11 protein-coding genes are annotated in these 15,561 nt (G+C 53.2%); 2 read left to right on the forward strand and 9 right to left on the reverse strand.

Annotation, left to right across the window (positions count from 1 at the left end; all coding sequences use genetic code 11):
• Window positions 1-21 precede the first annotated feature (21 nt).
• The 9 genes from VF399_12335 to topA form a co-directional block, all read right to left on the reverse strand.
• Complete coding sequence (locus tag VF399_12335) at window positions 22-2,949, reverse strand: PD-(D/E)XK nuclease family protein (protein HEX7321128.1); 2,928 nt, start codon at window positions 2,947-2,949, stop codon at window positions 22-24.
• Window positions 2,946-6,158: a UvrD-helicase domain-containing protein gene (locus VF399_12340; protein HEX7321129.1), complete on the reverse strand. Its 3,213-nt coding sequence runs from the start codon at window positions 6,156-6,158 to the stop codon at window positions 2,946-2,948. Before VF399_12340 ends, VF399_12335 begins: the two co-directional genes overlap by 4 nt.
• 67 nt (window positions 6,159-6,225) lie before the next feature.
• Window positions 6,226-6,630, reverse strand: a complete 405-nt coding sequence (locus VF399_12345) for a hypothetical protein (GenBank protein HEX7321130.1) — start codon at window positions 6,628-6,630, stop codon at window positions 6,226-6,228.
• A 16-nt stretch (window positions 6,631-6,646) separates the two neighbouring features.
• Window positions 6,647-7,297: a DUF4388 domain-containing protein gene (locus tag VF399_12350; protein HEX7321131.1), complete on the reverse strand. Its 651-nt coding sequence runs from the start codon at window positions 7,295-7,297 to the stop codon at window positions 6,647-6,649.
• A complete protein-coding gene (locus VF399_12355; protein HEX7321132.1) occupies window positions 7,297-8,238 on the reverse strand; it encodes an acetyl-CoA carboxylase carboxyltransferase subunit alpha in 942 nt (313 codons plus the stop codon). Before VF399_12355 ends, VF399_12350 begins: the two co-directional genes overlap by 1 nt.
• 167 nt (window positions 8,239-8,405) lie before the next feature.
• Complete coding sequence (locus tag VF399_12360) at window positions 8,406-9,239, reverse strand: hypothetical protein (protein ID HEX7321133.1); 834 nt, start codon at window positions 9,237-9,239, stop codon at window positions 8,406-8,408.
• A gap of 7 nt (window positions 9,240-9,246) precedes the next feature.
• Window positions 9,247-10,371, reverse strand: a complete 1,125-nt coding sequence (locus tag VF399_12365) for a hypothetical protein (GenBank protein HEX7321134.1) — start codon at window positions 10,369-10,371, stop codon at window positions 9,247-9,249.
• Window positions 10,372-10,584: 213 nt separating this feature from the next.
• On the reverse strand, window positions 10,585-11,433 hold the full coding sequence (locus VF399_12370) for a deoxyribonuclease IV (protein HEX7321135.1): 849 nt from the start codon (window positions 11,431-11,433) through the stop codon (window positions 10,585-10,587).
• Between the two features lie 52 nt (window positions 11,434-11,485).
• Window positions 11,486-13,663: a type I DNA topoisomerase gene (gene topA / locus VF399_12375; protein ID HEX7321136.1), complete on the reverse strand. Its 2,178-nt coding sequence runs from the start codon at window positions 13,661-13,663 to the stop codon at window positions 11,486-11,488.
• 195 nt (window positions 13,664-13,858) lie between these two features.
• On the opposite strand from topA, the gene selD reads away from it, so the two are divergent.
• On the forward strand, window positions 13,859-14,833 hold the full coding sequence (gene selD / locus VF399_12380) for a selenide, water dikinase SelD (GenBank protein HEX7321137.1): 975 nt from the start codon (window positions 13,859-13,861) through the stop codon (window positions 14,831-14,833).
• A gap of 103 nt (window positions 14,834-14,936) precedes the next feature.
• Window positions 14,937-15,092 (forward strand): hypothetical protein, encoded by a 156-nt coding sequence (locus tag VF399_12385; GenBank protein HEX7321138.1) that lies wholly within the window; start codon window positions 14,937-14,939, stop codon window positions 15,090-15,092.
• The last annotated feature ends 469 nt before the right edge of the window (window positions 15,093-15,561 follow it).

A 15,561-nucleotide genomic window follows, 5' to 3' on the forward strand; every position in this document is an offset into this window, starting at 1 on the left:
ATGCCGGTAAATACTCGAAATTTACCAGGTTTTCACGACGTACTGACGTCCGCAGAACGTCTTATAAGCGCAATTTACGCACGGTTTATCGTCCGGCGGCGGCATGAACGGATGCTCCGGGTCCAGGATCTCTTCAATGAGCTGGATGACCGCCTTTTTGTAATCCCCGTAAACTTGACCGCGGTCTTTTTCGGTCATTTTCTCTTTGAAAAGCCACTGCTCCTTGATACCTTCTTTCAGACCGATCATCATCAACCCCGGATTGATACCGCTTAACTGAACCTTCGTACCCGGTCGCACTAACTTTTTGCTATCCCGGTCCATTTCTTCCAGGTAAAGATGGATGTATAAAGGCAGCTGCACTGACTTGAGAGTCGCGGACCATTCGTCGCGCAGCGTAAGATCGAACTTGTCGGAACTCGGCATATCGCTTTTGGTACCTGTCTTATAGTCCACGATCCGGATCGAACCCTGGCGTTCGTCGACCCGGTCGAGCCGGCCGCAGATGGTCACGCTGCGGCCGCCGGAGATCTCAAGCAGCGCGTATTTCAGTCTGAACTTATCCGGTATCGATCCCGATTCAGTGATATTCTCGCACTCGAGGATCTTGATGCCGGTCATATTTCTGTGAAAATCGACCACGTTCCGCAACCGGCGCCTGACCTGCGATCTGATGAGGTAAATAGGACCCCGGTCGATATCCCGGTAGCGTTCCTTGAAAACGGCATCCACAGCCTGGTCCATCGCCTTCGAATCAGCCGCGGAGAGATCGAGCGGCTCGCCGATCCATGGAACAAAGAACCTCAGCAGGATATCGTGCACGATGTTGCCAATGCCCATCGGATCTGGCTCATCGCTGATTTCTTCTCTTTCCTTGATGCCCAGGATCTTTTTGTAGTAATATTGCAATTGACATTTGAGATAATCATTCAGGCCGGAAGCCGAAAAGATACGGGATTTCTCGCTCGCCAAATACGCGGCGATCCGCGCGCTTTTTGCTGCGGGCATCACCTCGGGCTGGGTAAAGTCCACCGGAAAGAATATCTCGGAAGCCGGGTATTCAAGGCTTTTTGACGGTTTCTGAATGTCCCAGATCAGCCGTTCCACAAAGCGGCTTTTTTCCAGATCGGCGGCCTCGACATAGAAAATATCAGCGGTCCGGCAGGATTTTATCAGCGTGTCGAAATAATAGCGAAATATTTTTTCGCGTTCCTCGTGCGTCATCAACCCCAGGGCTTTGCGCACGGCGTAAGGCAGGGTCGTGTCTTCTTTTGCTGTATTCGGAATGACGCCTTCGTTCGCGTCCAGCAGGAATACCTTGTCGAACTTGATATTCCGCGTCTCCAGAAACCCCAGGACCTGCAGGCCGCGCACGGGCGTTCCCTTGAAAGGATGGCTGATCAATGCCAGGTATCCCTGGATCAGGTGGAAATACTGATCAAGCGATGCCAGTTTTTCTTTTCCCAGGTCCGAGACGGCCAGATCGTACAATCCGTCGATCACGGTCTTTATGAACGGCGCGGTGTAATCGTGTTCGTTCGCCGGGCTCTGGAGGGATACGAGCGAGATGACATCCAGGATTTTTTCAGTGCAGCCGGCGATGCTCGCAACCCCGGTGAAAGACCGGATCAGCGTGTCATGGATCTTTTTAAGGTGATCTTTTATCTTTCCCCGCGCGACCGGTCCATTCCCGTGATCTTTCAGCCGCGCGGCGCACCGGTTGATGATCTCCTGATCCTGCTCGATGGCCACAAGCGAGATGAACCGCTGGTTCTTGCCGACGAGAATTTCCTCGATCGCGTGAAACATGATCCGGGTGGGATAGCTGGCGCCTTCAAAGCTCAGGTTCTTGATGTACGGATGAAGAACCAAACGCAGGTAATCCGCTGATTCGTACTCCGGCTCCGCGCCAGCGTCCCTGCCGCGTTCCTGCTGGTTTGAAAGAAGCCTGCCCAGGGCCGTGATCAGGCTGTTCATGGGCGTCCGGAAAACCGGATAACCCATGGAAATATTGTGTTCTTCAACGAACCCGAGCGTGCAGTTGATCACCGGGAACAGGGTCTCAGACCGGGGCAGTACGACCACGTCGCGTTCGCCCAGTTTTTCTTGAGCGCTCACCAGCTGGTTCAAACCAAAGACCTCGGCATGACTGTCCATGGCTTTGTGAAATTCGATCCGCGGCTCAGCCGCAGGTCCACCGGTTTCCATCGGTGTAATACCAAGATCCTTGATGATCGCGTCTATGCCCGGTCCTTCCTGGAATATGAAGCTCGCACGCGGATCTCGGGCGAGATGTATATAGATCTTCTTTTCCGCTAAAGTGAGTGCGAAAAAACCGGCGAGTATGATACGGTCATATCCTGATAGTTTGACGTTCTCCATGTGCCGTGCTGCCAGCCGGTATTTAAGCGAACGGGTCATTAGCCCGTGCTTTTCCAGCTGTTCGTACAAAGCCTCGTACAGTCCGGACAGGGCGATCAGTCTGGCCCTGATCCCTGCCGGCAGCCCTTCGGAGACAAGCGTCTCCACTGTTTTCAAACTATCAGCCGGGACCTCGTTGATCATCAGTTCCTCGAAATCCGAAAAAAGTTTGAAGCCCCAGGGTAGGAATTCATCCAGCACCATGGCGGATTGGGACTGCCCGATGACCCGGCTCGGTTCGTTCTGGTTCAAACGATGCAGTAATGCCACGCAGTCGATCGCCTCCACCATGCGCCGGGCAATGCGGCATTCGTCCAGCAGGTGATCAATAAATTCATCCGCCGACATGACCCCGGGTGGTTTAAAAGCGGTCTTGAGCTGATCAGCGAGGTACTTGTACAGGAAATGACCGGGTCGCTTCCCCGGGAACACGATCAGTGTCCGCTCAAAAGGCGGGTTTGCCAGCAATGCCTGGCCGATGAATTCGACCATGTCGACCGCCGGGGAAAGACGATAGTGCTGGTTCACGCCACTTCCTCTACCCTGCCGGTATCAACGAACGCTAAAAGCAAGCGGATACTTTTGCCGGCATGAACGGCTTTGAGCAAAGAACCGTAATCCCTGAGCTGTTTTTCGTAATAGCCCAGTTTTTCGCCTCTATCACCCGTTTTGAAATCGATCAAGGTCACGCTATCCCTGTCAATGACGACCCTGTCCATCCGGCATAACGATCCATCGGGACCGACGAACTCGGCCTCGCGCTGTACTGCGCGTCCCTCTGCGTTCTCAAACCACGGCTTCACGCCGGGCATGTTCAAGAAGATGCGGATCGCATTTGAGAACTCGGATTGGTCGTATTTTTCCGGACCGCGGCAAAGGACATCCTTGACCAGATCCGGCAATGACTTTTCTGTCCTTTCATCAAAGTATTCGATCTCAGCCAGGACCGCATGGATCAGATCGCCTTTGCCCGTGTCCTGCCTGCGGCCCACGGTCCAGCCTTTTTCCTGATACTGCGTGAATTCAAAACCACCTCTTTTCGGCAAGATCACGCTTACGGGCTGCGCCGGCGGCAATGCTGCTTTGGGGCCGGCAGCGGCAGCCTTCTTGCCGTATTCACAGGTCTCGAACAGGTCGAGCGGGCCCAGTTCCTCAACTTTCGCTTTTGCCTTTGTTTTTCTCTTTCCCTTTTCTTTCTCTTTTTTGACTTCGGACGCGGCGCTGCCGCCGGGCTCATCAACAGATACGTCCTCGATCGCCCTGACCACAATGTTGTACAGTTCGTTCTTTGCCCGCGTGAGCGCGACATACTGCACGTTCAATTCCTGGATGCGTTCGTCCAGTGTCGATTCGTAATAGACTTTCGTGAGACGCGGGCTGTGTTCCTGCATCTTTTTATTGATATACCTGACCAGCAGGTTTTCACCTTCGCGGTCAAAGTACATGCAGTCGCTGAAGCCGCCTTTGTCACTGAACAGATTGACCACCACCGGGAACCCCAGTCCCTTTGCCTTATGAAAGGTCATGACCTTGACCGCGTCCAGGTAGTCAGGCAGCATGATATTCAATATATTTTCCTGACCCTCTTCGGCCACGAGCTCGGCGAACTGCTTGATGTCGTTCATGCCCTGGCCTTCGAGGGTCACGATCGCCTCGAGGAACCGCACCAGAAATCCGGTCTCATCGGGAAAATTCTCCAGCACCCGGAACGTCCGGTAGACCTCGATAACGAGATCGTATAAAGGATAGTAACCGACGATCTTGTAGAGCCGCTCAAAATAAAGATCCCACAATCCCCTAAAATCATCATGTTCGCGGAGCCAGGTATAGAAATAGGTGTCGTCTCCGCTTAAAGTTTTTTCGACGAGCATGTCACGGATCCGGTCCGTGGCCGTCTTGCCGTGGCTGCCCTGGACGGCGCGGCTGAAGATATCGCCGGTTATGAATTCGGCGAATTTCAGGTTATCGACCGGCGAATCGAGGAACTGCAGTAAGCCGATGATCTCCATGACGATCTTACGTTTCTTGATGCTCAGGGAGCTGTACGAGGCCGCATTGATCCTGGCTTCGGTGAGCCAGGCGACGATCTCTTCCACGCCCCAGTTGGCGTAGGTCAGGACCGCGATATCTTTCAGAGCATGACGCTGACCGGCGTCTTTCACGATGTCGAGCAGGACCTGTTTCTCCTCTCTTTCCTCGGTCTCCTTGATTACCACGGTCCGGACATAACCAAGACCGGCCTTTGCCGGTTCAACGCGCTGCCGGTATCCGGTCAGTCCGGTCCGGTCTTCGGGCAACAGTTCGGTGCCCACTTGTTTCTTCAGCCGGTCCTTGAATAATAGATCCACGTAGTCAAGGATAACACCGTCGCTGCGGTGATTTTCATCCAGCGACTTAAGCTCCATGCTGCCGGTCAGGCTCGGTGAAAGGCACTGCTCGTGCTCAGCGCCCGTGATACAGCGGATCACGTGGCGCATGATGCGGTAGTCAGCCTTGCGGAACTGGTAGATCGCCTGCTTCAGGTCACCGACCGCGAACAGCGTTCCGCCCTTGGCAAAAGCCTCATCCAGCAGCAGCATCGCGTTCTGCCACTGGACCCGGTCGGTATCCTGGAATTCATCAAGCAGGAAGTGGTAGAGCCGGTCGCCGAGCCGGCAGTAGATGTCAGGGATAATACCCTGGTCGATATATCGGACAAGCTTTTTGTTGATATCGTCAAAGTGAAGCAGTGCTTTCCGGCGCTTAACTTTTTCCAGCAAAGTTTTAAAATGGCGATACAGGCTGCCGTAGGACGCATACTGCTCAAGCGAAATGATATCGGTTATTTCGCTGACCGCGGTCCGGATCCGGCTGGCAAGTTCCTGCCCTTCGCGCGAGGATAACATCCGCTTGGCCCCGTACTTGATCCACGCGTTCTCAGCGCGATAACCCTTGAAAAACCTGTTCAGATCGAACCGGACATGGTCTTTGTGCTCAAACGAGCGCACCGCGTCCACGTAAAGATCGTCTTCCGTATATCCGAAGCCTTTTACCTGTTCGTACAGCCCGTAAAGTTCTTCGTATTTTCTTTTTTTTGCTTGCCCCTGGTCCGGGAACTGAATCTCTTCGAGAACCTTGCCCTCCTGTTTTAGGAATAACTCGAACTGTTTCTTGATGTACGAGGAGGGATTCCAGATATAGGTGCTGGAAAACTGGTTTAGGAGCTCGAGGAAATCATCGATCGCGCGGTACGGAATATCGATGCCGGTCATGGAGAGCATGGTATTGACCGTCTCCTCCACGAGCTTGGTATAGGAATCGGTGATATCGTGGTCCGGCGGAATGCCGAGCTCGTCAGCGGAGCTGCGCAGGATGCGGTTCATGAAGCTGTCGATCGTCTGAACATGAAAATCCGAATAACGGTCGATTATCATCTCCAGGGCCTGTCCCGCCTTTTTCACCAGCTGTTCGCTCTCCATGGTGATCAGGTCGAGGGTCTGCTGCTTTTCGACGCTGTCGGTATCGAAGGCGCACTTTTTCAGCCATCCGATGATCCGCTGCTTCATCTCCCGGGCGGTGTTGTTGGTGAAGGTAATGGCCAGGATATTGACCAGGTCGCTGTGATGCCGCGCGACCGCGCGCGACAAAATGAACTGGACATACCGCTGGGTCAGCGTGTGCGTCTTGCCGGAACCGGCCGACGCGTCGATGACCAGCAAGTGAGGGAACTTGAGCGCCGTATCTTTTTTTAGGACCATACGGAACGGTCAGACATGAAAAACGGGGGTTTTCATGCCCCCGTTACCATCGTTTCTTCGCGCGCGATCATTGCGGGAACAGTTTTTTCGCGCGGTTCTTGAAATCAACGAGCATGGCTTCATTGCGCTGGGTTTCCTGCTTGAGCTGCTCTTCCTGCTCCCTGGTTTTTTGCAGCAGGTCCGTGTATTTTGTATTGGCTTCCTTGACGATCTGTTCAGCGATCCTTTTCTGTTCTGCCAGGTCGTCATCCATGTTCACGACGATCGTGAATAGGTTGTCGGTTATGAACATCCGGCGCTTGTTCTGCTGCTGCACCCGTTCGCACTCTTTGACGCAGATCCCGATCCACAATTCATCCGGTTTCCCGGTCAATGTGAAAGGAAGTTCTATATACCGGGGGTTGGTCGAATGCTGTTTGATCCGGCTTTCATCGATGCCGACAATCTTTACCAGACCTTTTTCGTTCTCCATGATCCGTTCCCCCTGTTTATTTTTTCTTAAAGATCCCGAACAGACCGCCCTTTTTGTCGTCATCTTCCTTGTCTTTCTGAATTACGATCGTGGGCGCGGCGACCGTTGACTTTTTCTCTTCCGTTGTCTTGGGTACGATCCTGAGCAGCCCGGTTGAGATCAGACCATAAAGGACTTTAGAAGCTTCGAATTCGGAAATGTTCACGCGCCTGGCAATATCGCTGATCGTCAATGTACCGTCCACGAACGCCAGGACCTTCCACTCTTCAGGTCTCAAGTTGATCTTCTCCACTCCCGCATCCGGAACCTCGACGATCCTGACCACGACGTCGAACGAAGGTATCAATTTTTGCAGTTTGTTCAACTCATCGATCCGCCGGGCGGCTTCCAGTATTACCTGTTGAATGGGCAGGTCGACCGTGTGTTCAAAACTCTCCTCGCTCTGATTGAACACGAACCTTCCGCGCTTCCAGCTCAGGATCGTGTCGATCGCGGGCTCCCCCTTGATCGTATTCGTCTTGGCGTGGACGACCATGCCGCCCTTAAAGTAAACGACGCCCACGTCCGCGAACGTCTGGATGCGCAGGCTGCCGTCCTTGGCTCCCAGTTGGATCAGCTGGAAGACGTCGGTCAGCTCAAAATCTTCTAAATTGCCTTCGAGTGCCATTAGGTCTTGTAAACTCCCATCTGACGGTATTTGTCGATCCTTTGCTTGACCAGATCATCCGGCGCCAGTTTTTTCAATTCTTCCAGGTTGCGCGCCAATGCCTTTTTAATGTTGCGCGCGGTGGTCTCGAAATCAAAATGGGCACCACCGACCGGTTCCGGAACGATCTCATCGATAACATTGAATCGTTTAAGGTCCTGAGCCGTGGTCTTTAGCACTTCGGCGGCCTCCTTGTTGCGCGACGAATCGCGCCACAGGATCGAAGCGCACCCTTCAGGCGTAATGACCGAGTAGACCGCGTTCTCCAGCATCAGCACACGGTCGCCAAGAGCAATGGCCAGAGCACCGCCCGAACCGCCTTCTCCGATGATCGTAACGATCACGGGCACGCGCACCGCGGCGAACTCCAGAAGGTTCTCGGCGATCGCCATTGCCTGTCCGCGCTCTTCCGCGCCTTTGCCCGGATACGCGCCAGGCGTGTCCACGAATGTAATAACGGGCAGGTTGAATTTACCGGCAAACCTTAAAAGCCGCAGCGCCTTGCGATACCCCTCGGGGTGCGGGCTGCCAAAATTGCGCCTTATCTTCTCCTTGGTATCCCTGCCCTTCTGCTGGGTGATCAAGATCAGGCTGTGCGCATCAAGCTTCGCCAAGCCGGCAATAATGGCGGGGTCGTCGCTGAACCTGCGGTCGCCGTGAAGTTCGATAAAATCGTTGAAAATGAGCTTCATCAGGTCAGCAGCATAGGGCCGTCTTGGATGCCTTGCCAGCTGAACGCGTTGCCAGCGGGTAAGGTTGGAGTAGATCTTTTTGCGCAACCGGTCGGCCTGAGCCCTGAGCCGCTCGATCTCATCATCGACGCCCGGCAGTTTTTCAAGCTCGGCGATCTTGGTCTCCAGTTCGATTATCGGGCGCTCAAAATCCAGCCACAGACCATTCATGACGTTATCTCGCTGTTGCCTGTCATTCCCATGAAAATGGGAATCCAGTCTTTTGTTCCTGGACTCCTGTTGGAATTTATCCCGTACTGCGATACGGGACAGGAGTGACAAAATTCATTCGCCGTCATTCGTCTTACTCGTTCACTCATTCGTAGCATTCATTCCCTTTAAAAGGATAATCCGACGCCCACCGTGTTAACCAATCCAAGGTTGTATGGGTACAAAGCAGCGCCGTATTCGACCGTGAACGTGCCCGCCGTGACGACGACACCGAAACCGGGATAAAAACGCTGTCGGTAATTGATCCCGACCCGGCATTCCATGACCGGCACCACCGGGATACGCCAGGCATGACCGAATTCGAACGACCCGCTGTTGATCAGGTAATGCACGTCAAAACAGGCTACCGCCTTCTTGACATTCACGGAACCGCCCGCGCTCAGTTTCGCGGGCAGGTTCACATCTTCGTTGTTGATCGTCAATTTATATCCGATATTGGTCGCACCAAAACCAAAATTGAACCCCGTTCCCTCGTACGCCAACGCGCCGTCAAATGCCAGGGTCTGATCTCCATAGACGTAGATATTTTCCGCGATATACCTGACCGTCAAACCGACCCTGCCCTTTGAAGAAACCCTGGTGCTGCCGCTGATGCCGAGCGAAAAATCATTCGCCGAATAGTATGCCATTGAATCATCGGAAGGATAATAAGGATGCTGTTCGATATCCCCGTAATCGAAATTTGTGATCGAAAGGCCAAAATCGCGGTCATTGAACCGCCGGCACAAAGCGAGCGATATGCTTTTCATCCCCACGTAAAGATGATTGTAGTAGCAGGTTAAACGGAAATCATCGCCCGCGACGAGGTGCGCGGGGTTGTAAAAAACGGCCTCACCGCCGCTTGATGCGGAAAATGCGGTGATGACGCCGGCCGGCGACGCTGGCATAAGCAACGACGATACGCCGGCATTGGCAATAAGCAGGCACAACAGAATACTCATGGTTCAATTACTCCTCGATTATCTCGACATTAGCCCGGGGCAGGACCACCCGCTTTTTATCGGGGAGTTCGACTTCCAGGACCCTTACCTTTGCTTCAGTTTCGATAATTTCCAGGGCAACCGGAAGGTTAACGACTTTTCCAATGGCGCCAAAATACGGTTCCCGGATTATCCGCACTGACATGCCGATCTCCATACCGCTGCCCATTGAGATATGCGATGTCTTTCGGTCCGCCCGCTCTTCGAGGGGCACGATCACTTCCGGTCGCATCACGCCGGCGCGGATCTGCGTCGCGCCGTTGATCGACGCCTTGTTGCCGCAAAGCGACTTAAGGAGGTTGAACGTGCGGTCGGCCATGTTCAATTTTCCGAAACCCTCGGTCGCGATCAGTGTAAGCCCGACCTTTTCAGAACCCGTGATCGCCACGCCGATATCGTAACCCATGAATTTTTTCAGATCGTTGTCTTCGATACCGCCCACGATCACGCCCTTGATGCCGACCGTGCGCGCCTTGACCATTGCGTCATAAGTGATCATCGAACCGCCGATGACGATCTTACCCCGAAAGATCTCGCTCAGGTCGTTTTCCGTCAGCACTTTATCCGGTTTATCCGTCGCCATTGCGAGCTCGCCGATCGTCTCGCCGCCAATACCGAAGATCCCCTGAACAAAACTCCCCTTTGTCCGTACGGTTACGCCCTCATTTTTGTAGGTTTCCGAAACCTCGCCGTCGATATACGCGATGACCTCGACCGGGATCGGCGGCTCCCTCAGTATAACCTGACCGGTGATCTTGGACGCGCTCTCTACTTTTCCAGTTATCGGACTTCTAACGGAAGATTTGAACAGACCAAAAAGCCCTTTATTCTGGGCGATAATTTCATCTTTTTTTATGTCTTCCCCGACTTTTTTGAGCATGACATCATCGATCTCGTCAGGCAGGCTTCCCAATAAGCCGGCGACATTGAGCGTCTGGACATTGCCGGGCAGGGAAGTATGCGCCACGATCTTTTCAGCGTTAACTTTCTCCCCCGGTTTAACAAGAATATCTCCTGGTAACGGCAGACGTCTTTGTTTTTCAAGTACCGTATATGCCAGGACTTTTAATCCCGGTGTATATGCATGGGCCAATGAAACCTCCTTCTCGTCATCGCCATAGCTGCCTTGTGGACGTCGACGCTTATTTTCATCAATACCCTTCGGCTCACCCGCTGCCAAATCATTGAAAAATCATGAATATGGACGGCTTGGTGAGAATTTGCAGCATAAATTCAAGTCTATCATTATTATATCTAAATTTGAACGCCGGTCAAGACCTGTTCTGCTGATACTGATGCGGTCGGTTCATGGTTTCGCGCGCCTATTAACAAATTTTCCTGCCGCTGCCATGTTCATGAGGTCATCGCTGAGAGTCATGCGCGGAGTTTCCATGATGAACGGTTTGCCGTTCAGGCCCGGGTGGTTCGCGATATAGCCCATGCCTTTTCCGATCTCACCCTTGCCGATATGCCAATGCCGGTCATGGCGGGACCCAAGCGCGGTCCGGGAATCGTTAAAATGGACAAGTTCGAGCATTTCAAAACCGATCACGCGGTCGAATTCCTTCAATGTGCGATCCACGGCGTTCTTCGAGCGCAGGTCATATCCGGCTTGGAAGGCATGCGCCGTGTCCAGCGTTATGCCGATGCGCGAACGGTCCTTGATGCCACCGGTGATCTCGGCAAGGTGTTCAAACCGATGCCCGATCTCATTTCCCCTTCCGGCAGTGTTCTCGATCAGTACCGCTACTTTGTTCCTGACCGTTTCAAGAACCCGGTTTATGCCTGAAATCATCTGCCTGATCCCTGCTTTAAGGTCGACCGACGATCCGGCATGCATGATAACATATCCGGCTCCAATGATCTCAGCCCGGCGCAGTTCTTCCTGCAGCGAGTCAGCGGCGCGGTCATGAAATTTCGATTCTGGGATCGCCAGATTCGGCAGGTACGGCATATGAACGAACACCGGCGCTATCGATGCCTGCGCCAGGTCCTTTACAAACACCGCGCAATCTTCGCGGTTCAGGGCATTATATTTCCAACCCCGGGGGTTGCGTGAAAAGATCTGGACCGTTTGGCACTGGCGCTCCAGTGCGCGTGCCGTGACGCGGGCAAACCCCTGGGCGATCGAAATATGAAAACCAAAACGGATCACTTTTATCGAATTACACGAATGATACCGAATGGGACGAATTCACCACAATGGGTCAGGAAGCGTTCGGCGGTTTTTCGCTTGTCTTCTTCACACTGCAGACCGGACAGACCCGCTTATTTTTTTTCTGGATAAGACCCTTGCCGCAGACCGTGCACTTCTCGTCAACCGGTGGATAGAACGAAGAAAAACCACAGGCCTTGCAGCGGTACAGCTTGCCCCGCTTGCCGGTTATCACGGAAACATCGCCGCTGCAGATTGGACAGGGGGTGCCGTGGGTCTTATTCTCAGTGTATCGGCAGTCCGGGTACCCGGAACATGCCAGGAACTCGCCAAACCGGCCGTGCCTGACGATCAGGTCCCGGCCGCATTTCGGGCATTTCCGATCGGTTTTCTCCACCGCCAGGTTCTCGGAATATTTGCACTCCGGAAACCCGGAGCAGGCGAGGAATTTTCCGTATTTACCCCAGCGCACAACCAGCGGTTTCTGGCATTTTGGGCACTGCTTATCAACGACCGGAGTCATGCTGTCCTTGACCTTCTCGGATTCTTTTTTTGCGGTTTCAAGCGACACGACGAACGGGTCGTAAAATTCCCGCACCACGTCCTGCCAGATTTTCTTTCCATTCTCCACCTGGTCAAGTTCCTCTTCCATCCGGGCTGTGAACGAAACGTCGAAAATATTCGAGAGTTTGGGTATTATGATCTTATAGACCTCAAATCCCAGCTCGCTGGGAACGATCTTGCCGGCCTCCCTGGTCACGTAGCGGCGGTAGAACAAGGTCTGCAGGATGTGCGCATAGGTGGACGGGCGGCCGATCCCGTTGTCCTCAAGTTTTTTAATTAAACTCGCGTCGGTGAACCGCGGCAGCGGTTCGGTCTGCTTTTCTTCGTAGGTCACTTCGCAGAGACGCACTGAATCACCGACCTTGAGCTCGGGCACGAACCCGCGATCGATCGGGTCTCCGGATAGGAGCTGGTAGCCCAGGAACACCGGCTTCATCTCTTCCGACTTGAAACCAATACCCATGTGCTCCAGGATCGCCTCCTTCATGGCATACCGCGCGGCGGCCATCTGCGAGCAGACATAGCGGTTGTAGATAAGCTTGTACACGTCGTACTGATCCGGGGTCAGGTGTTCCTTGATCGTGTCCGGTTCGAGATTCATTTTGGTCGGCCGGATGGCTTCATGACCAGCCTGCGTATTTTTCCGGTCCTTGTAGGTTCTTATCTCCTTGCACAGGTACTCATTTCCGTATTTGCCGCCGATGTATTCCCGTAATTCTTCCAGTGCCTGGGCATTGACGCGCACCGAATCGGTCCGCATGTAGGTTATGAGACCGATCATTCCTTGCGGCAGTTTCACGCCTTCGTACAGACCCTGGGCGATGCTCATGGTCTTCGCCGGCGGGAGATTGCACTCTCGCGAAGCTTCCTGCTGCAGGCTCGAAGTGATGAACGGCGGCGGCGGAACCCGTTCCGGATTCGTTTTTCGGAAGGTAACGACCGGGAACCGTGTATCCTGTTTTAGAAAACTCTCAAACCTTGCCAGCTCGTCCTTGTTGGCGATCTTGCGGACCGCGCCGTCAATACGCCACAGCGTCCCTTTGAATTTTTCGTTCTTATCGGTCTCGAACTCGGCGACCGCATTCCAGTAGGGCGTCGGCACGAATGCCCGGATCTCGTTTTCCCGTTCGCAGATAAGGCGCAGTGCGACGCTCTGCACGCGGCCGGCGGAAAGCCCCCGCTTGAGCACTTTCCACAGGATCGGACTCGTGTAGTAACCGACGATCCGGTCAAGCACGCGCCGCGCTTTGTGGGCTTCAACCAGGTTCTTGTTGATCGAAGTCGTCGAACGCAGGGCTTTTTTGACGTAATCCGGCGTTATCTCATAGAATAAAACCCGCTTAATATTGGCGGCCTGTGAATTCAGTTCCTCGGCGAGGTGCTGAGCGATCGCCTCGCCTTCGCGGTCGGGATCGGACGCGATAAAGATCTCGGTGGATTTTTTGCACGCCTTCTTGATCTCCTGGATGATCTTGGACTTTCCTTTGATCTTGATATAACGCGGCTCGAAGTTGTTATCGACATCGACGCCGAGCGTCGACTTCGGCAGGTCCTTTACATGACCTTTGGATGAAACAACCGTAAACGCGCGTCCCACGTAGGTTTTAATGGTCTTCGCTTTTGTCGGTGATTCGACAATGATCACCTTCTTTCCTGTTTCCGCCACAGCGCATTATAACCAGAAAGTTTCTTTCGTCAAGAGCCATGCGGGCAGACGCTCCGCAAAAGGTTTGTTTCGATTGCTTGACTTAACGCGGTATTTTGTTATACTCTACTCAGAAAGGTTATCAGTAAAACAGGAGACAATCGCATGCCTAAAGGAATATTATCTTTTATCAAATGCGCCGGCTGAGCGTCCAAAATGTCGGCTGCGCAGTTGGCGCAGGCTCTATCCGCGCTTCCCAAGATCGAAGATCCTGATCTTCTGGTCGGGTTGAACACGGCCGATGACGCGGGCGTTTACCGGATCAGCGATGAACTGGCCCTTGTGTACACGATCGACATCCTGGCGCCGGTCGTGGAAGATCCGTTCATTTTCGGTCAAATCGCGGCGGCCAATTGCATCTCAGATGTTTACGCGATGGGCGGTGATCCGAAGATCGCTCTCAACATCATCGGGTTTCCCATGAATGGCGATCCCAAGGACCTCGGCGAAATACTGCGGGGCGGGCAGCACAAGGCGCAGGAAGCCGGGGTCACGATCGTGGGCGGTCACACGTTCAACAACGCGGATATCAAATATGGAATGTCTGTGGTCGGCTATATCGATCCCAGCCGGATAATTACCAACGCTGCGGCTAAACCCGGCGATGTCATTCTCCTCACCAAACCGGTCGGCGTGGGCACTATTCTCCATGCTTACATCCTTGACAAATTGCCCCTTGAAGAAATGGCGCCCGTGGTCGCGGCCATGACCACACTGAACCGCGAAGCATCGCTCGCGGCGCGTCGCGCCGAAGCCGATGCCGGTACGGATATCACTGGCTATGGCCTGGCCGGACACCTGGTCGAAATGGCGCAGGCCAGTAATACGGGGATCGAGCTTTATCTTTCGAAGATACCCGTTCATGAACGGGTGTTGGAGATCTATAAAAGCGGCATCTCGGAACCGGGCATAATGATGAATATGAACGCGTTCGGCAGTAATGTGCAGAATGCCAGCGGTAACGATGAACTATTCTCCATTATCTTCGGGGCGGAGACATCAGGTGGCATGGCTATTGTCCTGCCGGAACAAAAGGTCAGCACCTTTCTGGATAGCTGCAAAGACAAAAATGTGGCGATCATCGGCCGCGTGACATCGGAAAAAGCCGGCCATTTGATCGTGAAACCATGAGGAGGTCAGTATGCCCAAATACTTGATAACCCTCGCACCCTTGCCTAAAGATATGGTAAATAACACGTGAAAAACGGTCTGTGCTGCTTCTGTAGGAAGCGGTATGACCTTGGAAAGGGCTTATGTTGATGAAGAACACGGCCAGGCGATCTGCTGTTGGAGCGCTCCTGACCGCGCCAGCATTGAAGGCTTGTTTGCCAAAGCAAAAGTTACGACGGAATCGATCAGGAAAGTCGAGGAGCACCTACCCTCGCGCTGATAAACAGACAGCTCACCTTTATCAAGAGCCGGGAATATTTTATCCCGGTTCTTGTATTTAAATATGGTTAGTGGCATTGGGGTCTACCCGGGGTTGGGGAACAAGCATATCCGATATACCCCGGGTAGTACATTTTAGAGAGCGATGAAATGTAATTATTCAATTTTCGGTAGAGTTGTAGCCGCGGGCTTCAGCCTGCGTAAAGATCTATTGAAATTTAAAGTGACTTCGCAACCTAAAGGTTGCGGCTACATTTGTTCAACTAAGTTTTGAACAATTGCGATGAAATCTCGCTCTTGACATTGCCCGCAAAATAAATATAATTTTACTAATGAATAGAGTAAAGATGCATATTTTGATTATTTCAGGGGAACTCAAATGACTGGCCGGGAACAAAGACCCGGTCGGGTCTGCACAATAAGCACCAAGCACCATACACCAAGCAACAAACACATACAAAAACCAAAAA

It is taken from the genome of bacterium (assembly GCA_036382775.1).
GTDB lineage: Bacteria > Hydrothermota > Tepidihabitantia > SM23-42 > JAOAFX01 > DASVHD01.

Coding starts and splice junctions, on each gene's coding strand:
- VF399_12360 (HEX7321133.1), bottom strand. CDS start 9,239: ATGAGTATTCTGTTGTGCCTGCTTATTGCCAATGCCGGCGTATCGTCG.
- VF399_12355 (HEX7321132.1), bottom strand. CDS start 8,238: ATGAATGGTCTGTGGCTGGATTTTGAGCGCCCGATAATCGAACTGGAG.
- selD (HEX7321137.1), top strand. CDS start 13,859: ATGTCGGCTGCGCAGTTGGCGCAGGCTCTATCCGCGCTTCCCAAGATC.
- VF399_12350 (HEX7321131.1), bottom strand. CDS start 7,297: ATGGCACTCGAAGGCAATTTAGAAGATTTTGAGCTGACCGACGTCTTC.
- VF399_12345 (HEX7321130.1), bottom strand. CDS start 6,630: ATGGAGAACGAAAAAGGTCTGGTAAAGATTGTCGGCATCGATGAAAGC.
- VF399_12340 (HEX7321129.1), bottom strand. CDS start 6,158: ATGGTCCTAAAAAAAGATACGGCGCTCAAGTTCCCTCACTTGCTGGTC.
- VF399_12385 (HEX7321138.1), top strand. CDS start 14,937: ATGACCTTGGAAAGGGCTTATGTTGATGAAGAACACGGCCAGGCGATC.